The organism is Undibacterium sp. GW821-FHT07F11 (genome assembly GCF_059418665.1).
Genome location: NZ_JBWKQH010000009.1, coordinates 136,416 through 156,926, shown reverse-complemented (window position 1 = coordinate 156,926; position 20,511 = coordinate 136,416). Strand labels below are relative to the sequence as shown.

23 protein-coding genes are annotated in these 20,511 nt (G+C 49.2%); 17 read left to right on the top strand and 6 right to left on the bottom strand.

The window, feature by feature from the left end; translation table 11 throughout:
* Positions 1–4: 4 nt before the first annotated feature.
* The gene (locus tag AC07OI_RS22070; protein ID WP_422951232.1) at positions 5–361 is read right to left on the bottom strand and encodes an FKBP-type peptidyl-prolyl cis-trans isomerase; all 357 of its coding nucleotides are present in this window, start codon (positions 359–361) and stop codon (positions 5–7) included.
* 460 nt (positions 362–821) lie between these two features.
* Between AC07OI_RS22070 and AC07OI_RS22065 the strand changes: the two genes are divergently transcribed.
* From AC07OI_RS22065 to AC07OI_RS22030, 8 genes are all read left to right on the top strand, one after another.
* On the top strand, positions 822–1,796 hold the full coding sequence (locus tag AC07OI_RS22065; protein WP_492708091.1) for a YVTN family beta-propeller repeat protein: 975 nt from the start codon (positions 822–824) through the stop codon (positions 1,794–1,796).
* Positions 1,797–1,839: 43 nt separating this feature from the next.
* On the top strand, positions 1,840–2,604 hold the full coding sequence (locus AC07OI_RS22060; protein WP_495258811.1) for a polysaccharide deacetylase family protein: 765 nt from the start codon (positions 1,840–1,842) through the stop codon (positions 2,602–2,604).
* Positions 2,604–3,584, top strand: a complete 981-nt coding sequence (locus AC07OI_RS22055) for a sterol desaturase family protein (RefSeq protein ID WP_492708089.1) — start codon at positions 2,604–2,606, stop codon at positions 3,582–3,584. Before AC07OI_RS22060 ends, AC07OI_RS22055 begins: the two co-directional genes overlap by 1 nt.
* A complete protein-coding gene (locus AC07OI_RS22050; RefSeq protein WP_495258711.1) occupies positions 3,581–4,417 on the top strand; it encodes an EI24 domain-containing protein in 837 nt (278 codons plus the stop codon). The genes AC07OI_RS22055 and AC07OI_RS22050 overlap by 4 nt, the downstream gene beginning before the upstream one ends.
* 17 nt (positions 4,418–4,434) lie before the next feature.
* Entirely contained in the window at positions 4,435–5,235 is an 801-nt protein-coding gene (locus AC07OI_RS22045; protein ID WP_495258710.1) for a competence/damage-inducible protein A, read from the top strand.
* Entirely contained in the window at positions 5,232–6,584 is a 1,353-nt protein-coding gene (locus AC07OI_RS22040) for a TAXI family TRAP transporter solute-binding subunit (protein ID WP_492708084.1), read from the top strand. Before AC07OI_RS22045 ends, AC07OI_RS22040 begins: the two co-directional genes overlap by 4 nt.
* 341 nt (positions 6,585–6,925) lie before the next feature.
* Complete coding sequence (locus AC07OI_RS22035; RefSeq protein WP_495258709.1) at positions 6,926–7,381, top strand: hypothetical protein; 456 nt, start codon at positions 6,926–6,928, stop codon at positions 7,379–7,381.
* A gap of 135 nt (positions 7,382–7,516) precedes the next feature.
* Positions 7,517–8,809 carry an acetamidase/formamidase family protein gene (locus AC07OI_RS22030; RefSeq protein WP_495258708.1) on the top strand — a complete coding sequence of 431 codons (1,293 nt, stop codon included), beginning with the start codon at positions 7,517–7,519 and terminating at the stop codon, positions 8,807–8,809.
* A gap of 61 nt (positions 8,810–8,870) precedes the next feature.
* Here AC07OI_RS22030 and AC07OI_RS22025 read toward each other — a convergent pair whose 3' ends face one another.
* Together AC07OI_RS22025 and AC07OI_RS22020 are read right to left on the bottom strand one after the other, a co-directional pair.
* The gene (locus AC07OI_RS22025) at positions 8,871–9,128 is read right to left on the bottom strand and encodes a hypothetical protein (protein ID WP_495258707.1); all 258 of its coding nucleotides are present in this window, start codon (positions 9,126–9,128) and stop codon (positions 8,871–8,873) included.
* 124 nt (positions 9,129–9,252) lie between these two features.
* A complete protein-coding gene (locus tag AC07OI_RS22020) occupies positions 9,253–9,765 on the bottom strand; it encodes an Lrp/AsnC family transcriptional regulator (RefSeq protein ID WP_492708076.1) in 513 nt (170 codons plus the stop codon).
* 163 nt (positions 9,766–9,928) lie between these two features.
* On the opposite strand from AC07OI_RS22020, the gene AC07OI_RS22015 reads away from it, so the two are divergent.
* The 5 genes from AC07OI_RS22015 to AC07OI_RS21995 all read left to right on the top strand — a co-directional run bounded on the left by AC07OI_RS22015 (position 9,929) and on the right by AC07OI_RS21995 (position 13,339).
* Positions 9,929–10,231: a 4a-hydroxytetrahydrobiopterin dehydratase gene (locus AC07OI_RS22015; protein ID WP_492708075.1), complete on the top strand. Its 303-nt coding sequence runs from the start codon at positions 9,929–9,931 to the stop codon at positions 10,229–10,231.
* Positions 10,232–10,329: 98 nt separating this feature from the next.
* A complete protein-coding gene (locus AC07OI_RS22010; protein ID WP_495258706.1) occupies positions 10,330–11,034 on the top strand; it encodes an SDR family NAD(P)-dependent oxidoreductase in 705 nt (234 codons plus the stop codon).
* Positions 11,035–11,109: 75 nt separating this feature from the next.
* Positions 11,110–12,012: an amino acid ABC transporter substrate-binding protein gene (locus AC07OI_RS22005; RefSeq protein ID WP_495258705.1), complete on the top strand. Its 903-nt coding sequence runs from the start codon at positions 11,110–11,112 to the stop codon at positions 12,010–12,012.
* Positions 12,013–12,058: 46 nt separating this feature from the next.
* Entirely contained in the window at positions 12,059–12,850 is a 792-nt protein-coding gene (locus AC07OI_RS22000; RefSeq protein WP_492708070.1) for a helix-turn-helix domain-containing protein, read from the top strand.
* Between the two features lie 33 nt (positions 12,851–12,883).
* Positions 12,884–13,339 (top strand): SRPBCC family protein, encoded by a 456-nt coding sequence (locus AC07OI_RS21995; RefSeq protein WP_492708068.1) that lies wholly within the window; start codon positions 12,884–12,886, stop codon positions 13,337–13,339.
* Between the two features lie 18 nt (positions 13,340–13,357).
* Here the strand turns inward: AC07OI_RS21995 and AC07OI_RS21990 are convergent, their stop codons facing one another.
* Positions 13,358–14,452 (bottom strand): hypothetical protein, encoded by a 1,095-nt coding sequence (locus AC07OI_RS21990; RefSeq protein ID WP_495258704.1) that lies wholly within the window; start codon positions 14,450–14,452, stop codon positions 13,358–13,360.
* A 137-nt stretch (positions 14,453–14,589) separates the two neighbouring features.
* Here AC07OI_RS21990 and AC07OI_RS21985 point away from each other — a divergent pair, with 137 nt between their 5' ends.
* Together AC07OI_RS21985 and AC07OI_RS21980 are read left to right on the top strand one after the other, a co-directional pair.
* On the top strand, positions 14,590–15,315 hold the full coding sequence (locus AC07OI_RS21985; RefSeq protein WP_492708064.1) for a response regulator transcription factor: 726 nt from the start codon (positions 14,590–14,592) through the stop codon (positions 15,313–15,315).
* On the top strand, positions 15,312–16,739 hold the full coding sequence (locus AC07OI_RS21980; RefSeq protein WP_495258703.1) for a HAMP domain-containing sensor histidine kinase: 1,428 nt from the start codon (positions 15,312–15,314) through the stop codon (positions 16,737–16,739). Before AC07OI_RS21985 ends, AC07OI_RS21980 begins: the two co-directional genes overlap by 4 nt.
* Before the next feature lie 15 nt (positions 16,740–16,754).
* On the opposite strand, the gene AC07OI_RS21975 is transcribed toward AC07OI_RS21980, so the two are convergent.
* Both AC07OI_RS21975 and AC07OI_RS21970 read right to left on the bottom strand, forming a co-directional pair.
* A complete protein-coding gene (locus AC07OI_RS21975; RefSeq protein WP_492708060.1) occupies positions 16,755–17,096 on the bottom strand; it encodes a hypothetical protein in 342 nt (113 codons plus the stop codon).
* Between the two features lie 107 nt (positions 17,097–17,203).
* Positions 17,204–18,307, bottom strand: coding sequence for a threonine aldolase family protein (locus AC07OI_RS21970; RefSeq protein WP_495258702.1), 1,104 nt, complete (start codon positions 18,305–18,307; stop codon positions 17,204–17,206).
* Between the two features lie 165 nt (positions 18,308–18,472).
* On the opposite strand from AC07OI_RS21970, the gene AC07OI_RS21965 reads away from it, so the two are divergent.
* Positions 18,473–20,182, top strand: a complete 1,710-nt coding sequence (locus tag AC07OI_RS21965) for a M14 family zinc carboxypeptidase (RefSeq protein ID WP_495258701.1) — start codon at positions 18,473–18,475, stop codon at positions 20,180–20,182.
* Between the two features lie 102 nt (positions 20,183–20,284).
* Positions 20,285–20,500, top strand: coding sequence for a hypothetical protein (locus AC07OI_RS21960; protein ID WP_492708054.1), 216 nt, complete (start codon positions 20,285–20,287; stop codon positions 20,498–20,500).
* Positions 20,501–20,511: the final 11 nt, after the last annotated feature.

Here is a 20,511-nt window from a genome sequence, read left to right as displayed (position 1 = left end):
GAGATTAAACGCCCAGCAATTCCACTTCAAATATCAAGGTTGCATTGCCAGGGATAACACCACCTGCGCCGCGTGGGCCGTAACCCAGGCTGGAAGGGATGGTCAAAAGGCGGGTGCCGCCAACTTTCATGCCCTGTACGCCTTCATCCCAGCCCTTGATCACATGACCAGCGCCTAATGGGAAAGAAAACGGCTGACCACGGTCTTTGCTGGAGTCAAACTTCTTGCCTGCGCTGCCGTCCGGGTTTTGCAACCAGCCTGTGTAGTGAACATCCACGTGGTTACCTGCTTCTGCTTCTGCGCCTTCACCGATGACTTTATCTTCGTATTGCAAACCGCTTACTGTTGTAATAGTACTCATTATTTTTCCTTTATTTCGCGTTCTGTAACGCTTTTAATTTGTTGCTGTTATTTAGTTCCAGATATGCAGTTTTCAAGTAAACATTTCAGGGCTGTATTTCAAACCTGGATTTCAGTTTGCATTTCAAGCCTGCGCCTGAGCACGATATTTTGTACTTCTTTGATTTTTCGCCATGCTATCCCGCATTGCTCTTGGGTAATTTTCTTCGGTGGTTTTCAAAGAAGCCAATAATAAATCGCTGGAATCGTCGTCGCTAATCTTAAAAAAGCTGGCGCAATTGTAGAGCAAAAGAAAAGATTTTGGTCACTTACACCTGCTTTCTTGCTCTGACAGCAATAGATGCATGCTTGATTTTGGACAAATTAAGTGAAAAATCTGAAAAACAATTGAAGGAAAGCTCTTTCCTTATTGTCATGCGCTGTAAAATGCCAGTTCGATTTATTTTTTTGCGGTCTTTTTCATGCGTAGTCGTATCTTGTTGTCGTCTTTGGCATTTTCTTTAGTTTCCGCATTCTCTGCATTTTCTGCGCACGCCAATGTGGTCGTGGTGCTTAATTCGCGCGATGCCACAGTGAGCCTGCTTGATCAGGCCACTTATAAAGAAATTAGCACCTTTCCCGTAGGCAAGGAACCCCATCATTTGATGGCCACCCCAGACAACAAATCCCTGATCGTGGCAAATGCGGTCGGTAATGAACTGGTATTTCTTGATCCCAAGACTGGCCAGATACAGCGTCGCATGAAGGATATCGCTGATCCTTATCAAATCGGGTTTTCACCAGACCAAAAGTGGTTTATCTCAAATTCGCTGCGCCTCGACCGTGTTGATTTTTACAAGTTTGATGGTCAGGAAATGAAACTGATACAGCGTGTACCGCTGGCTAAGTTGCCTAGTCACATGGCTTTCGATGCAGCCAGTACCACGGTTTTTATTACCCAGCAGGGCAGTGACCAGATTTCTGCGATCGACCTGGCGACCCAGAAACTGAAATGGACCATCCCGGTAGGCAAGTTGCCCGCAGGTATATCCATGACCCCCGATGATAAATACTTGCTGGTAGGCATCATGGGCAGTAATTATATTGAAGTCATCGACTGGCGCACACAAAAAACCGTTAAAAAAATCAAGGCGGGTGAGGGTACGCATAATTTCCGCGCCCTGGGTGACAAGCGCCATACCTTTGTCTCCAACCGCACTTCCAATGAAATTAATATCCTTGACCAGCAGACCCTGGAAATAGTGGGAACCATCCCGGTCCCGGGTGGTCCGGACTGCATGGAAGTCAGCGACGATGGCAAAACCCTGTGGGCAACGCTGCGCTGGATCAAGAAAGTGGCCGTCATTGATATTGCCAGCCGCAAGGTCATCAAGATGATCCCGGTAGGCCGCTCTCCGCATGGCGTGTACTTTGCCAATCGTGCCGGCAATATGTAAACTGCTGCGGCCTGCACATGTGGCCGCTGCGGTTTTGCTTGTCATGCTGGCTTTGCCCGTAGATTCTGCTCCCATCGCGGCGACAGCAGCGGGCAATTGCAAAGGAACCATCTACCTGACTTTTGATACCGGCAGCCAATCGCAGGCAGAGCTGATTGCTGCTACCCTGCGTCGCCATCAGATCAAGGCGACATTTTTCCTGGCAAATGAAAAAACCGTGCAGGGCGATTATTCGCTGGACATGGGCTGGTCACCTTATTGGAAAAAACTGGCAGAAGAAGGTCATGCTTTTGGTACCCATAGCTTTGACCACGTATATGTGCTTGGTGATTTGCCAAACGGACGTATTTCGGTAAAACCGCAATTTGGCACGCAAGCTGGGCAGACCCTGCAATGGACAGCACAGGAGTATTGCCAGGAATTGCGCCGTGTCGATCAGCGTTTTTTTGCCCTGACGGGTAAAAAGCTTGATCCTTTATGGCGCGCACCAGGCGGCAAGCTGACCACCAACTTGTTGAAAGCCGGGCAGGCATGTGGCTACATGCATGTGGGCTGGTCACCTGCGGGATTTTCTGGCGATGAATTGTCTAGCGAGAAATTCAGCAACCCCATGTTACTGAGGCGCGCACTCGATAAACTCAGAGATGGGGATATTTTCATGGCCCATCTTGGCATATGGTCACGCAAGCAGGCCTGGGCACCAGAAAACCTGGAGCCGCTGATTCGCGGCCTTGAGCAAAAATCCTTTTGTTTTGCTACTCTACGCGAACACCCCGCTTATCAAAATTTAAATCAGCAGAAAAAATAATGACTATTTCAGATCTGTTCACAAATCTGCAAGCCTGGATTTTTGAAACGATAGTACAGCCCGCGATGTTCAATCTCGGGTTGGGTGAATTTGTGGAAGACTCCTTTGAAGGCGTCGAATGGTTTATCCTTGGCATCTTGCAATTGATCGTGCTGTTCATCATCCTGCGTCCATTGGAGTCATGGATCCCCGTACATGAAATCAAGAACCGCTATGCGCGCTGGAACGATTTCATCTACACCGCCTTGCACAGGCTGGGGGCATTTTCCATCCTGGTGTTTTTTGTACTTGATCCCTTGCTGGATCAGTTGACTGCCATCCTGCATCTTCAGGGTGTTAATCCCTTCAATCTGGAAAACATCTGGCCAGACATGCTGCAGTATCCAGTCCTGCTGTTCTTCGTATATTTGTTTGTGCTGGATTTTTTTGATTACTGGTATCACCGTGCCGAACATCAGTTCAACTGGTGGTGGGCCTTGCATAGCCTGCACCATAGCCAGCGTGACATGAATTTGTGGAGCGATAACCGTAATCATCTGCTCGATGATTTTTTACGCGATATCTACATGGGCCTGATCGCCATCGTCATAGGCGTGGAGCCTGGGCAATACGTGATGCTGGTGATGGCATCGCAAATGCTGCAGAGCCTGCAACACGCAAATGTACGCATACACTTTGGCCGCATAGGTGAATACCTGCTGGTGTCACCACGCTATCACCGCACCCACCATGCCATAGGCATAGGCCATGAAACCCATGGCAAGGGAACTCTGGGTGGCCATAATTTTGCAGTTTTGTTTCCCATCTGGGATGTCCTGTTTGGTACCGCCCTGTTCGCTAAAGAATTTGCTTTGACCGGTATCCGCGACCAGTTAGCCGTACCTGAAGGCAGCGCACGCAACTATGGCGAAGGATTCTGGTCACAGCAATGGCTGGGTTTGAAGCGCATGTTTGGATTTGACAAGGAAAAACAATCATGAATATCGCATCTGTGATGCGGGCATGGGGCAGGGCAGTGACGGCACAATTGCATTACCGTATGCTGCTGCTGACTTTTTTGCCTTTTATGGTCGCCCTCATTTTATGGGGCATTGCCATGTGGTGGGGCTTGCAAGCAATGATGGATTTTATCCAGGCCTGGTTGGGCGAACATGATGGTTTTGCGCGAGTCAGCAGTGTGCTGTCCATGGTCGGCTTGATCGCACTGAAGATGGTGGTCGTGCCGTTGGTGGCTATGTGGGTACTTTTGCCATTGATGATATTTACCTCATTGATGTGCATAGCGGTGTTTGCCATGCCTGCCATCAGCAAACACGTGGGCATGCGTGATTACCCTGAGCTGGAGCAAAAGAATGGCGGCAGCTTCCTTGGGAGCATGGGACATTCCTTGTCGTCTTTTGGCATTTTTGCGCTCATCTGGTTTGTGACACTACCCCTGAACCTGATCCCCTTCGTCGGCCTGGTGCTACAGCCTCTTTTATGGGGCTGGTTGACTTACCGGGTCATGGTGTACGATGCACTGGCCTTGCATGCAGATGCTGACGAGCGTGCCAGCCTGGTGCAGGAGCATCGCTGGTCACTGCTGGCTATAGGCATTATTGCTGGCCTGTTTGGCGCAGCGCCTGGCATATTATGGCTGGGCGGGGTCATGTCCACCCTGTTCTTGCCTGTATTGGCGGGTGTGGCGATCTGGATTTATGTACTGGTGTTTGTGTTCACTGGCTTGTGGTTCCAGCATTATTGCCTGGAGGCCTTGCAGCGTCATCGTAGCGCGCGGCCTCAATCAGTTCAGCAAACGCTGCCCAGTCTGTAATATAAAGAGGAGAAATTGTGGCAATCGGTCTGATTATCGTTGGTGATGAGATTTTATCTGGTAAACGCGAAGACAAGCACATGTCCAAAGTCATCGCCTTGTTAAAGGCGCGTGGCATGCAGCTGGACTGGGTAGAATACATAGGTGATAACCGTGAACGCATCACCACGACCTTGAAGCGCAGTTTTGCCAGCGGTGATATTGTGTTTTCTACTGGTGGCATAGGCGCAACGCCAGATGACCATACACGCCAATGCGCGGCAGCCGCGCTGGATTTACCGATAGTTCTGCATCCTGAAGCCAAACTCCTGATACAAGAGCGCATCATGGATATCGCCAAAGAAAAAGGTGAAATCGCTGACCTGACGACACCTGACCATCAACATCGCTTGAAAATGGGTGAGTTCCCGCTGGGGGCGGACATTATCCCCAATCCCTTCAACAAGATCGCCGGTTTTTCCATACGCAATCACTTTTTTGTCCCCGGCTTCCCGGTCATGGCCTGGCCCATGCTGGAGTGGGTGCTGGATACCCACTTTTCTCATTTGTTCAATCAGCATGCCCAGTTTGAGCAATCAGTGCTGGTGTATGAAATTGCTGAATCCATCGTAACGCCTTTGATGGAACAACTGGAGGCAGATTTTCCACTGATCAAGGTCTTCAGCCTGCCCAGTGTCGGCAGTGCAACTGAACGCAGGCACATAGAACTAGGGGTCAAAGGTGATGAGCAGCAGGTGCCTGTTGCCTATGAGAAAATGCTGGAGGGCTTGCAGCAGTTGAAAGCGGAATACATTCCTACCCCTGCTAAAACCGCATGAAAATGCAAAAAATCAAATTCACTCTCTTCAATCTGCGTGATTTGCTGGTCGCATTTGGCCCGATCACGCTGATGGTGGTGATAGTCTGTGGTGTTGGGTACTGGCTGGTAGACCCGGCTCCGCCGCGTGTGATTGATATTTCCAGTGGACAGGAAAATGGCTCTTATGAGCGCTTTGCCAAACGCTATGCGCAAGAGCTGCAAAAAAATCAAATCACCTTGCGCCAGCAATCTTCACAGGGATCAGAAGAAAACCTGAGCCGTATTAGTGACCCCGATTCTGAAATCGAAGTGGGTTTTGTGCGCAGCGGTTCTACCGATGAAGCGCAAGCCCATGAGCGTGGCCTGATTTCACTGGGCAGCCTGTTTTACGAACCTATCTGGGTGTTTTACCGCAGTCCCAAAGAATTCACCACGATCAGCCAGTTCAAGGGCAAGATAGTCAATGTCGGCCCTGATGGCAATGGTGTCGCCAAACTGTTCAGCCAGATTTTGAGTGTCAACAGCATGTCAGAAGAAGACGTGACGATACAAAAACTGGCTGATACGCCAGGCACCGTCGCCTTGCTGGATAACAAGGTCGATGTACTGATCTTCAGTTCCGCCAGTGATTCGCCACTCGTACAAATGTTATTGCAGACGCCAGGCATACGCCTGTTTGATTTTGTACAGGCAGAAGCTTACACCAGGCGCTTTCCGTTCTTGTCACATGTCGTGCTGCCGCGTGGCATTGTGGACATAGGCAAGGATATCCCTGCCCATGATTATCATTTGATTGCACCAACAGCAACCCTGGTTGCCCATGAAAGCCTGCACCCGGCCCTGATGGGTTTGCTGTTGCAGGCAGCGCACAGGATACACAGCGGCGCCGACTGGTTCAGCCGCCAGGGTGAATTCCCATCCGATAAATATACCGAAATACCGGTAGCGCATGAGGCTGAGAAGTTCTATAAAAACGGCCCGCCCATGTTGCAACGTTACCTGAGCTTCTGGATTGCCAATTTCATAGAACGCATGTGGGTCGTCATCGTCGCCCTCGGCGCCTTGTTCTTGCCGCTGTCGAAGATTATTCCGCCCTTGTATGTCTGGCGCATACGCTCACGCATTTACCGCTGGTACGGGCAATTGCGGCTGGTGGAGCAGGCGATAGAAGAAGTCGCTGCTGCCGACAAACAGAGCGTCGCAGAAAAACAATTGCGCCACCTCGATGAGATAGAAGAAAAAGTCAACCGCATTACGATACCCTTGTCTTATGCTGAAGAGTTATACGGTTTGCGCAGCCATATCCATTTCGTGCGCTCAAGGGTGCAAGCCATGCTGACTGCCTCCATGGGGCAGGCAGCGCAATAATGGAAACGCATTTTTGCTGAAAATGCCAAAGAGAAATGCCGTTTCTTGACGAGCAGGAGTGGCAGCAAGTATCACCATTGCTGCAGACATCTGTAGATGAGTTAATTGCTTATCGCAAGTTGCATGGCTGTTCATTAGGAGTAGCCAGGAAAGCAGCCATAACTCAGACCAGTATCAGGTTTGAGCAGATAACTGGGAAGTCTGGCATCCATTTTGAGAGCATATACCATCACAGGCGGAGTGACTGGGGATCAGTTTGCAGATATTGCGGTTTCTTGCTGAGAACCTCCAAAGCCAAACTATGTGCGCATTGTGGAAACTCTGCGAAATGAGAGATTGTCATGCCTCGCCTGTATAAATTGTTCAGAAAGAGCCTAGTGGCAGCGCTGGGTCTAATACTGTTGATATTGCTGAGCGCCCCCTGGCTATTGTATGCATACGGTTTATCAAACATAACAGGCAGGCCTGAACACGCCAAAATCGCAGTGCTCAGCCCTGAAAACAAAGCGCTGATCTGGAAAGAATTGAAAGAGCAGGGATCTATACAAGTAGAGGTCTTAACGCCCTATGAAATTTATTCTCTGTTGCTGGATAAGTCTGACCCTGCTGGCTTACGCTTGGCTTGGTATGTCGCCAGAAACTATAATCAAGATCATTTGCAAGACCATCGTATGCTTTACTGGCACATCTCTGGCGAGGCACTTACCGTGTGGCTGACGCGTCACTGGAGTGCGGATGAATTGCTGGCCAAGGCGCTGGAAATTCGTCAAAACAAAGTAAAGCCATCATCCCCATAAAATATCGACAGAGCAAACTATGTGAATGCGTTTGCAGTCTGTGCATGACAATTGGCAGTTCATCGCATTTTATGTAGAGTGATGTCAGAATAATTTAGTATTGCAGATACATTTAATTTCATCACTGGAAAAAACATGCTGCGATACGCAATGCTATTGGCCTTCCTTCTCCCTTGTTTGGCAAATGCCACAGATGAAGAGCATTGGCTATTGCAAGTAGACAGATGGGGTAATCGCTCTTATCAGACCTTGAGTATTACAGTGGACGGTAGCAGCATCAGTGGCAAGCTTGATGGTGACCAGCTTGCTGGTACGCGCACCGCCAAAGGCATAGCGTTCACGGTAACGGATGCTGACAAGGCCAAGTATTCCTATGTCGGCACAGTCAGCAAGGATGCCATGCAGGGCGCGGCAGACTTCCCCGATACAAATAACCCGCAGGCCAGAGCCTCGCACGCATTCAGCGCGCGCAGGATACCTGATCGCCCTGCTGGAGCCGCAAGAAAATACGATTTTCAACCCACGGATTACTCCAATGAATTCAGTCCGCATCGCTTGCCCGTGCTGACGGTCTGGCCGGGTGATACGGTACATACCAAGACGATAGACTCTGGTGGTGTCGATGAAAATGGCATCACCAAGGCTTTGTATGGCAATCCGCAGACTGGGCCGTTTTTTGTTGGCACTGCCGAACCGGGTGATACCTTAGTAGTACATCTTAAGCGATTGCGTCTGAACCGCGATTATGCCGACAGCCTCGACAGTATCGTTGGCAGGGCAATGGGTACTTCACTGGCCGCCAAGGCAACAAATCTTGGCAAGCCCATACGCTGGAAGCTGGATAGGGAACGTGGTCTGGCAAGTCCAGAGAAGCCCACAGAAGGCTTGCGTAATTTGAGTCTGCCAGTGCGCCCCATGTTGGGTGGGCTGGCGGTTGCACCTGGCAATGGCTCCCCACCTATATCTACAGGTGACACTGGGCGTTTTGGCGGCAATATGGATTTTAATGAGGTCGTTGAAGGCAACACCGTCTATCTGACTGTGCAGCAACCCGGCGCCTTGCTCTATCTCGGTGATGCACACGCCTTGCAGGGAGATGGCGAAACTTCACAATATGGATTGGAAACATCCATGGACGTGGAATTTACCGTGGATGTCATTAAAGGAAAATCGGTCAATGCACCAAGAGTAGAATCACCAACGCAGATCATGGTGCTGGGACAGGCAGGCTCGCTGGATGACGCCTTGCGGGCAGCAACCAGCGGCATGGTGCAGTGGCTGCAACAGGATTATGGGCTCAGCCTGTCGGAATGCGCCCAGATTTTGGGTAGCGCAATTCATTTCAGTATCCCCAATCTGGCGGGGCGCAGCGTAGGTGTGGCAGCAAAACTGGACAAGACTGTGCTGGCAAAATTACGCCCTCAATGAGCAGCCCAGATCAGTCCAGACAATGGGCTGCCTCATCGACGAATACATGCTTACTGCCTGATTACCGCTGATGTGTAGCGACCAGTTCGCGCAGGCCCGGATCTGCAATGACGAACACATCAAAAATCCCCAGAGCCTGCAGGGCGGGCAGGGCTTCCAATACGGCTGTTTTTGCCTCGGTGCGTTCGCTTGGTAAGCTGTCTGGCTGTAAATAGGTTTTTGCATTTGCCACGAAGGCTGCAACCGTGCCTTTTCTGATGGTCAGGCCATTGATGGTGGTGGTGTTGATGTGGTCGGGGAGTATGTCTTCTGCTTTCATGTTGTTTCCTTGTGGGTTGATGAAGGCTCTATCATGCGCCGGATGCCAGTAAGCTACTTGCGACTTGGCGCCGACATATGTCGCGCCAAGGCCATGACCATATTCACCATTCCCATCTCAGGGGTCATGTAAAGACTATCTGGGTTTTGATGGGTCTTGGCTGGGCAATATGCTCCAGCGGGAGGCTGGAAGTTTGCTTGATCGTTTTCAGTGTCACGATGGATTTGACACTGGCAACGCTAGGGAGACGTAGTAATTTTTTCTCCATGAAGTCAGAGAACGATGTCAGATCTGGTGCCGTAATCCGAAGTACATAGTCAGCTTCGCCAGTGACTGAATGACATTCAAGTACCTCAGGCAAGTCCATCATGGCTTTCTCGAACAAGGCTGCGTGTTCGCCCTGCCTGCTTAAAGTAATGTGAGTGAAAGCTGAGACACCCAATCCGATCACTTCAGGATTAAGCACCGCAACATAGTGAGAAATCACCTTTGTTTCTTCCAGGCGCTGTACACGGCGACTGACTTGCGATGTCGATAAATGTACTTTCTCCCCAAGAGCGCTATTCGTTGCTTTTCCATCACGCTGGAGGGCAGTCAGTAAATTGATGTCGTAACTATCAACTGTGACGGTGCTCATATTTTTCCTTTGATTGATATTTAATGCAAAAAATATGCATGAAAACACTTTAATAATGACTAATTTGCGCACATTTTGCAAATGATCCGCACTAAACTATTTTCGATTCAATGCTTGATGAAGATCAAGGAAAACCGAAAATAATTGATTGAATAGAGAAAGAATGATGAATCCAGACAGCATTTCGCAATTCCTGCAATCCCGGCCCATGTGGAAACTTGATCGCCAGTGTGAGGCGATAACGCGCGAGTATATTTTTACAGATTTTATGCAGTCATTTTCATTTATGACGCATATCGCTTTGTTTGCCGAGAAAAAAGACCATCATCCAGAGTGGTTTAATGTCTATAACAAGGTCGTCATGACACTGACGACACACGACGCCGGTGGCGTCACGGATAAGGATATTGAACTTGCCCTCTATGCCGACCGGGTATTTTCAGCATGGGATTTTCCTGCCAGGTAACAATGGCAACTGCTGCCGCGAAATAGTGTGGTAGCGCCTTACTTATTCAAGAAAAAACACTACAAATTTCAACATCCAACATTCAAGGGGAAAACATCATGAGTACGAAAATTGAAACAGTCATGATTACTGGTGCGTGCGGTAATCTGGGACGCGCACTCGCCAGGAAATTTTCTCAAAATGGGAAAAACCTGATACTCGTTGACCGTCATCTTTATGATCTTGAAAGTGCATTTGGTCCTGCTAGCGGGCAAAGCCTGCTCCTGGCTGCGGATTTGTGCAATAGAGATCAAGTCACCACATTGCTGGACCTCAGCCTGAAAAAATATCCGGCTATCGACATACTTTGCAATGCTGCGGGCGGCTTTAGTATGGGATATTCAGTGCATGACACTGTGGATGAAGATTGGGATTTTTTATTCGATATCAATGTCCGCAGCATGTTGCAACTGGTGCGTGCAGTTGTTCCCGGCATGATAGACAGGTCAGGCGGGAAAATTGTCAATGTCAGTGCGTATGCGGCACTGAGAGGAGTGGCCAAAATGGGGGCATATTGTGCCGCCAAGGATGTGCTTATTCGCCTGACAGAAAGTATGTCAGCAGAGCTACGTCAACATAATATCAATGTCAATTGCGTTCTCCCCAGCATTCTTGATACTCCACAAAACCGGCTCGCCATGCCGGATGCTGACTCTGGTAAATGGGTTTCTCCAGACGCACTTGCTGATGTGATCGCTTTTCTCGCATCTGATGAGGCACGTGCAATTCATGGTGCTGCCTTGCCCGTTGTCGGCGGTAGTTGAGTTTGATGCGCAGCATGTATTCGTCGCTGCGCCATGACAAATATTTGAGAGATATTGAACTATGGAGTTGCTGTAATGAAAAGCACTTTTTTGATTTGCCGGGGTTTGTTGCTGACATGTACGATGCTAGTGGTAATGATACCTGGCTTGAGCAATGCTGCAGATACGTTGAAAAAAATACGAGAAAGTCAGACGATCACATTCGCCTACTTACAGGCAGCCCCTTTTTCTTATTCCACTGAAGATAACCGGGTCAATGGCTATGCGATTGATCTGTGCCTCAAGATAGCCAGTGCAGTTAAAAAGGAACTTAAACTGCCCAATTTAAAAATCCAATATCTTCCGGTAGATTCCGTTTCCCGCTTTTCCAACATCATGGAAGGAAAGGCAGATATTGAATGTGGCGCAACCACCAATACTGCAGAGCGGCGCAATCGCGTCAGCTTTACTATCCCGCATTTCTTTTCCAGCGTGCGCATGATAGTCAAGAAAAACAAAGGTATCAGAAACTGGCAGGACCTGAAAGGCAAGACTATTGTCACCACCAGGAATGCGACGACACTGGACTTGGTGAATGCTCGCAGTAATGTCAGGGCACTCAACATCAAAGTATTGGAGGGCCAAGACCACGAAATATCATTTAGCATGGTTGAGCAAGAACAGGCTGACGCGTTTGCCATGGACGATGTCTTACTGTACAGCCTGAGGGCAAAAGCAAAAAATCCGGACGAATTTATCATCGTCGGCGACCCTTTGTCAGTCGAACCTTATTCGCTCATGCTGCGTAAAGAGGATACAGTCTTTAAAAATCTGGTAGATCGCGAAATGATGAGGATGATTGCTGACGGTGAGTTTGAAAAGCTCTACAAGGACTGGTTTACCAAGCCTATAGGTAATAAACAAATGAACCTGGCTATGCCCATGGGCTTTCTATTGCGTGACTCTATTCGTTTTCCTTCAGACAAAACAGCCGATTGACATGTAGTGCATCACGGTTTGAAACTGCCTGGGATATAATTCTTGTATGTGTAGTACTGAGGCCAAACCGTCACCTTTGATTGATCCTGCCCGCGCCAGCCAGGAAGGCGGAGCACTGGTCTATGCCGTTACGAGCAAAGCCCACGTACGCAGAACGCCTGAGCACAGGCATATGCGTGGTCAGATCCTGGCGGCAACGACCGGTGTGATCATGATCGCCACTGAACGACAACAACTTGTCGTGCCCTGTGGCCATGCAATCTGGCTGCCACCTTTACAACTTCACGCCTTGCATACCAGTCAGGTCTTTACGGGATGGAGTGCTTACATCTCGCCATCTGAAAACCTGCCAACCCAAACACAAATACTGCAAGTATCTGGCTTATTACAGGAAGCGGTTTTGCGTGCAGCGAGTTGGAGTGTCAGTGAGCATTTAAATGCTGCCCGAGAGCGTGTGCTTGCTGTCATAGTCGATGAGATTACAAATTCGCCATCACAGGATTTTGTGTTGATCATGCCAGTTGATCGCCGGCTATTGAAAATTGCCAAAGCCCTGGCGGAAACGCCTGGCGATGCACGCTCCATGCAGGAATGGGCGACATGGGCAGGCATTGCACCGCGAACTATGACACGCCATTTTGCTGAAGAGACAGGAATGAGTTTTTCTGACTGGCGGCAACGTGCCAGACTAATGCGGGCGCTGGAATTGCTGGCCGCTGGTATAGCAGTGACCAGCATCGCACTTGAACTGGGTTACGATAGTCTCAGTGCTTTCATCGCCATGTTCAAGCGGCACTTTGGTGCGCCGCCAAGTCAGTTTTCGGCAAACAAAAAGTAGTATCCCTTATGTCAAAATCACGGAGCAATTAATATGTTGATCAAACATGAATTTGAGGTAAAGGCCAGTGCCAAGTATCTGTTTGACCTGACCCAGGATTACACTCTCAGGCAAGAGTGGGATACCTTGACTACAGAATCCTATTTGCTGAACGCAAAGCACGCCGCGGTAGGTGCCCAGGCGCGCTGCATAGACGGCAATGGCCTGGCGATGGATATCGAATATGTCTCGTATAAACCAAATGAAGTGGCCGCCGTCAAAATGATCTGCGGCCCGTATATCTTTGACCAGTTTGCCGGCGGCTGGCATTTCAAGGCATTATCTGAAGGGCTGACCCGTGTACGTTTTTCCTATAACATCACGGCCAAACCACGCTGGCTGTCATGGCTGTTGACGCCTATCTTGTGCCTGAAATTCAAACGTGAGACAGAAAAGCGTATCGTCGCCCTGACAGCTTATGCAGAGCGGCAATTTGCTGCCATGCCTTGATGCGCGTCAAATGTTAGCCTACAGCGCATTCATAAAAGCTTTGCGTATCTGACGGCCGCATTTGACTGATGCACCATAAGCCCCTGCATCCTTGTCATGGCGCGACAAAATGCCATAGTATTTTTTGTCAGCAGAAACCCAGGGATAAAAGCCCCATTTGCCGGGACTGGAATAAGCGTCTATGCTGCCATTCCCTTTTTCAGATTCTACCCAATGATTATAAGAATAAGTCCATGGTTCGTTGAGTAACACTATCGGTGAATACACGACTTTACCCGGACAGGCAGAAGGCAGGGCGCAGATGGCCTGGTCACCCAGGTAGTGACCAATTTCCAATTCCTGTTTCATGATTTTTTTCAGGAACAGCGCGTAGTCAGTCGCTGTGCCCATCATGCCGCCCGCCATCAATGGGTCTAGCGCGGCCATGTGAAAACCTTTGCTTAAGCCTATCGTATTTTGATATTCGGTATCAAGCTGAGCGGCAGTGAAGTTGCCCAGACCCAAATCCACGCTGGCCAGTTTTTGATCATGCCCGCTGTCGTAGTCGAATTTATTCACAGTATCTGGATTAGGCAGGCCTGTACTGCCATTCATGCCGGCGATGTAACAGGCAGTGATGTTCAGCTTTCCTGCACAGGCATCCTCGTTGAAACCGGTATAACCTGACATGAAACGCAGACCATCTTTTAAAGAACTGTTGTTGCGCACCTGATCTATGCCTTTCTTTTCCAGCACATAGGCACCAAATATCCATTTCGAGGCAGAAGCAATATTGAAATAGCTCGTGGAATTGACGCTGCCAGAACCTTGCGAGCCGGACACTATCGGTGCGTTATCACTGGCATTACCAATTTCCCAGTAAAAGTCACCCAGCTTGTCGGTCGTGCACATGGGATCTGTATTTGCCGTATTTTTTGCCGCTGTAATAGCTGCCGCAATGCGGTTGTTGCTGGCCCCAGTGTTTGTGTTGCCAGTGGTAGTCGTGCTGCTATTGCCGGTAACGGGTGGTGCGGCGTCAGATGTGTTGCCGGAACTGCCACCGCCGCAGGCGCTGAGTATGCTGCTGGTAGCTGCAATGGCAGCAATAGCCAGTATGGATGAGAGGTAAGACATGTGATCTCCAGTATAGGGACAGATGATGTATAGACTTGTGATAGAAGCTTTAAAGTAACAAGCCAGCTGTCAGAAACTGTAAACATGAATTCTGTAATTTTGATGGAAGAAGTCTTCTTTATCGACAGTATGGCAAAATGAAGGGATCTTCTTTGTTACTACTTGTTTCAAGACCCATGAGCTCTGCAATTTCAGTTCTCTTAGTTGAAGACGATCCCATGATCGCCCGCACTTTAAACATGGGTTTGCGCTATGAAGGTTTTGTGCTCAGTCATGCGGGCAGTGTCGCAGCCGCAATGCAAGTGCTGTCGCTGCAGACATTTGAATTGATACTGCTTGACGTTGGCTTGCCTGATGGAGATGGCATTAGTCTGTGCAGACAATTACGTGCGCTCCATCCGGTAACACCAATTTTGATGCTATCAGCCAGGACAGATGAAACAGCGGTAGTCGCCAGTATAGAGGGCGGTGCCGACGATTACATACGCAAGCCCTGTGGCTTGCGGGAACTTAGTGCGCGCATGCGTCGTCTATTGGGACGGGTACAGGCAGATTATCAGAATCTGACTTTGATCAGTTTTGGTGATATTCAAATGGATGTTCAGCGTCGTAATGCCAGTATTGCCGGAACTGCTCTGCAATTAGGCAAGAAGGAATATGAAGTGCTGATGTTGCTGGTAAAAGCAAATGGGGGTGCCATTACCCGTGAACAGATACTGAATCAGTTTGAGGATACTAATCTTATCTACGACCGGACGATAGACTCACACTTGAGCCATCTGCGTCGCAAGTTAAAGGATGCTGGTGCGACGGAACGTATCGTCGCCATTTATGGTATCGGTTATAAACTGGAGCATGCATGAGTCGTTCGTTGTGGTTGCGTTTTTTTGCGATCAGCATATTTTTTGCTTTGCTGCTGAGCCTGTTTTATCTCTGGATGATCAGGGAGGTAACTACGCGCCCCGGCGACGAAGTGCAGCGCAGTATGTACTTGTTTATCGCCCGCATTGTTGAAGAGCATGATTATGCTGAAGGTCTGCGCCGTGTGCAGGCTTATCGCAGTGAATCACCGGCAATCCCGCTGGAAATGTGGATAGTTGATGCAGACAATAAAATCCTGGCCAGTAATCCAGCGGAAGCAATCCCGTCAGCAGCGCTCTTGCAGCGCGCCAAGCCTGTAGTAGTTCATGAGGTGGTGGCGCGCGGGCGCTTTTTTTCAGGGGGGGCAGCTTCTGCGATTGTGCGTCTGCAGGCTGATGAACCACGCTATTTACTGATACACAATCCAGGCACGCCAGCCCGTGGCGCGTTTTTAACCATGGCCGCACTGTTTGTGGTGACGCTGGTGACCGCAATTTTGCTGGGTTTGTTATTGCTGACCCTTTATTTGCGTGGGCGTTCTACCGAAGCCCGGCGTGTCATTCAAAATATGGAAACCGGAGACCTGAGCGCACGTTTTACCTCAGGCAGGCTGGATGCCATAGGCGGGTTGATGCAACATTTCAATGCCATGGCCGATGAAATACAGCGGCTGGTCATGCAGTTGCAAGCCATAGAAAAGACGCGGCGCGAGCTCTTGCAGGAGCTGGGGCATGATTTGCGTACACCTTTGACCAGCTTGCGTACCGCGATTGATACTTTATCCGTCCACGGCGAAGCCATGGAGCAGCAAGAACGCGAAGAGTTTTTTACCGTCGTTAGCAGCGAGCTGGATTATTTTACCAGGCTGATTGATGACTTGTTTTTTATCGCCAATATTGATGAGCCGCGTTACCGCAATCAGGTTGCCAGTGTGGATTTGTGTGACTTGCTGAAAACTGAGACCGGTCATGCAGTACATCTGCAACAGCAAGCGGATCAGCCCATAGAATTTGTGCTGGAGATTGATGCTGCGTGTGATCAGGGGGGCGAACTGGGTGGGAATATCACAGGTGACACTTATCTTATATCCAGGCTCTTGCGTAATGTGTTCGACAATGCAGCCAGATATGCACAAAGCAGGGTACGCGTACGACTATCAGCCGTCGCTGATACGCTGGAAATGATCGTCGAGGATGACGGCCCTGGTTTGTCTGCAGATGCGATGTTCCGCTTTGGGCAAAGACGTGACACACGCCTGTTGTTTTCGGGTCTGCCGAGCAGGCAGGCGGGAATTTCACTGGGCCTGGGATCTGTCATTATCAAGGCCATAGTCGAACTGCATGGCGGCCATTACGAGATAGCTAATGGCGGGGGACGCAGCGAATTTCCCGGTGCACGTCTGAGTTTGGTTTTCCCCAGGCGATAATCGCAATCGAAAACCTTAATACTGCTGACTCATGGTTCGTTCTTTGCTTTTGGGGCGTGACTTGGCCAGGACAGGTTTTAATTGCGAATCAGTAATCCTGAAAGTCTCTCTTTTGTCACCCATCAGGGCGCGCAGTTCTTTAATAGTAAGACCACTGATTTCATGCATGGTGATCATCAGTGATGCCCCTATCGGCAGGCGCAGGTGGCGGATTTTACTGATAACAGGCGGTGCAACATCCAGCATTTTAGCCAGTGCCGCGTCGTTTTTTAAATGCAGGCGCTTGATCAGTGTATCAAACAGATGGTTAGGGTCATACTTGACTTTATCTGACTGCAGATTGAGCAGGCTTATCATTATTTCTCCTTTGCGTTTCGTGAAATGATGAAACGATGTCAGGTAGCTTAATAAAGATAAAAAATCTTGTATGTGCGATAACTAACATAGCGAACCGGAAAGCAGGATTAATGATCTTTTTTGTTGACAGCATTTGCCAGCAAACCCAATGCCTGCCTGAGCTTATCGTCTGCCATGTTCAACAAATTATCACCAACATACCATTCAAACATGCATAGTCCAGGCAGGGCAGTGTGCACAGCATTATTGAATAACCATATGCCATGTTCTTGCGCAATGCGGTTGCGGATGGTGATGGCCGTATCTCTATCTGTGGGCAGGTAAAGGTGCAACATGTTGCAATGCGGAGCAGCCGGACTAGTCTTGAACTCGGGATAGGCGCGCAATTCTTCAAATAGCCATTGTGTACGCGCAAGGCAGTCGGGCAGGGCTGCCAGCCTTTCATCAAACTGCATGGCGGCAGCCACCACATAGGGGCTGCGGCGAAAGACACTGCCGCCTTGCCTGTGCATCCAGACTCGCGCTTTGGCGATGAATTCAGTGTTACCCAATAGCATGGCTCCACCCAGACCACCTATGCCTTTGTAAAACGATACATAAGCCGTGTCAAAACCTGTGGCAACCTCGGCAAGGCTACGGCCGTAACCAGCCGCAGCTTCCCACAGACGGGCACCATCCATGTGCAGGTGTATATCGTGCTGGCGGCAATAGGCCTTGATGGCATCGAGTTCTTCCCATGCCGGCAATTGTCCGCCTATTTCACGCATGGGTAATTCATAGAGTGCAGCAGCGATTTTTTCTGGTTGGGCTTGCAAGTCCTTGAGTGTCCATGGGCGGTGTGGATTACCTATTTGCAAGGCTTTGAAATGATCGAGCAATTGATAATTGCTTCTTTCGTGAACAAGGATGTGGGAACTGGCATGCAGTGCAACCAGCTGACTGCCCCGTTCTTCGCATGCCAGGCGCAAGGCCGTGACCTGCGTCAACGTGCCAGTGATGCAAAACAGGCCTGCTTCCATTCCCAGTAAAGCAGCGACTTTGTTCTCGAATGACTGTATCAGTTCACCTTCGCCATAAGTGTCATGCTGCACCTGATTGTCTTCTGACCAGGCAGCCATGCGCCTGAAGGTTTCTGCGGGCGCGATGGCACGATGGCCAGGCAAGGTCGTATGGCAGTTCTGGCGCAGGGCGCTTATCTCGGCATCAGTCACGAAAATCTCCCGCAATATATTAGAACTCATCATTTTTGATGAAATGAGTTTTGGCAATAGAAATCAATATCTGATTTGTTTCAATCAAGCATCAGTATGCCATGCCAGTTTGATGACTTGTACGCTAAAATCGTGGGATACATTTACTTTCAACTGGTGTACCGCATGTCATCACATACAGACCATACCACCAGCTTCATCACACCCTATGAAGCTGGTAACCAAAACCAGACTACCACCTGGGAAGCCTGCATACAGTTTTATCAAAATCTTGCAACGCAATTTCCTGGCATTTTGCAATTCGGCCAGATCGGTGTTTCCGACAATGGCAAGCCCATTCATGCCGGTATTGTGACGGCTGATGGCGTATTTGAGCGCGAGCGCATCAGGCAAGAGCAACGTCCCATTTTCTTCAATAATAATGGCATCCATCCAGGTGAGCCTGAAGGTATTGATGCCTGCATGGCGCTGGTGCGTGATTTCTGTACTCAGCCTGAGAGACTTGCTGCACTGGGTAAAACAGTGTTTCTGTTCATTCCTGTCTATAACGTTGATGGTTGCCTTAACCGTCAGGATACTTCACGGGTGAATCAGGATGGTCCTGAGCAGTTCGGCTTCCGTGGTAATAGTCTGCACCTGGATCTGAACCGGGATTTCATCAAATGTGATAGTGAAAATGCCCAGGTCTTCAACCGCTTTTTCAGCGATTGGAGCCCGGATGTCATGGTCGATACTCATACATCAAACGGTGCAGACTATCACTACACGATGACCCTGATACAAACCCAGGCCGACAAACTGGGCTACGGTCTGGGACCATTTTTGCGTGACACCATGCTGCCGGCAATTTACGCAGAAATGCAGGAGCGTGGCTGGCCGACTTGCCCTTACGTAAATCCAGTCAAGGATAGCCCTGATCATGGCATAGAAGATTTTCTGGAAACACCACGTTTTTCTACCGGCTACGCGGCCCTGCATCACACCATAGGTTTCATGCCAGAAACCCATATGCTGAAACCCTTTGCTGACCGCTATGCCTCCATGCGTGCGCTGGTGGAAACAGTATTGTCCTTTACAGTTGCCCACGGTGCCGAGATACAGGCATTGCGTGAACAAGCGCGTCAGTCTGCCAGCCAGCAACAGCAAGTTGCTGTTCATTGGGCAGCAGATCATAGCCAGCCTTCCAGCTTTATGTTCAAGGGTTATCAGGCGGTTTACAGCCCCAGTGTACTGGGTAATTACACACGTCTGTCATACGACCGCAGCGAGCCGTGGGAAAAAGCAATTGCTTATTACGACCATTTTGTAGCTGACATCAATATTACCCAGCCTAAAGCTTATCTGATACCGCAAGCCTGGCGCGCGGTGATAGAACGCCTGCAATGGAACGGCGTACATATGCAAAGGCTGGAAAGTGATACAGCCGTGCAGGCGCAGTTGTATCGCATACAGTCAGTGAGATCGCGTCCGCATGCGTATGAAGGACACATGTTTCATGACGATGTGCAATTGCTGCAGATAAATGATCGCGTCACAGTTCATGCCGGTGATTATCTGGTTTCGCTGGATCAGCCGCGAGCGCGTTACATTGTCGAAACTCTGGAGCCGCAGGCGCATGACAGTTTCTTCCGTTGGGGGTTCTTTAATAGTGTGCTGGAAAAGAAAGAAGCTTATTCAGATTATGTGTTTGAAGACACAGCGACAGATATCCTGAACACTGAACCAGAAGTCAGGCAAGCTTTTGAGCAATGGAAGCAGGAAAACCCCGGTTTGCTCAGTGATCAGCAGGCAGTGCTGGACTTTATTTTCAGTCGATGCGCGAGATTTAAGGAACCTGAATGGCTTCGCTATCCAGTGTTGCGCATAATGCATTGATTTTTTGAAATTTGTTACAAGTTTTTACAGAAACATAATAGAATCTTCTACGGCATTACTCCTGTTTTATAACCGTGGAAGTTGACTGAAAGGTAAAAAATTATGTCTAAATTGCTTGATTATTTGAACACTCTGGATAAAGATGCGGTCGCACTCGAAGCACATAAAAGTGGCGCCAAATCTGCCATGACAAGTTTTGGATTGACTGAGGCTGAACAGGCTGCAGTATTGACTGGTAATAAAGATGTTGTGGCGCAGTTGCTGGGTGTTTCTGCCCAGGTAGTTCCGGCAATTGATGCAACGGAAACTGCGTATTAAGATTGAATTTA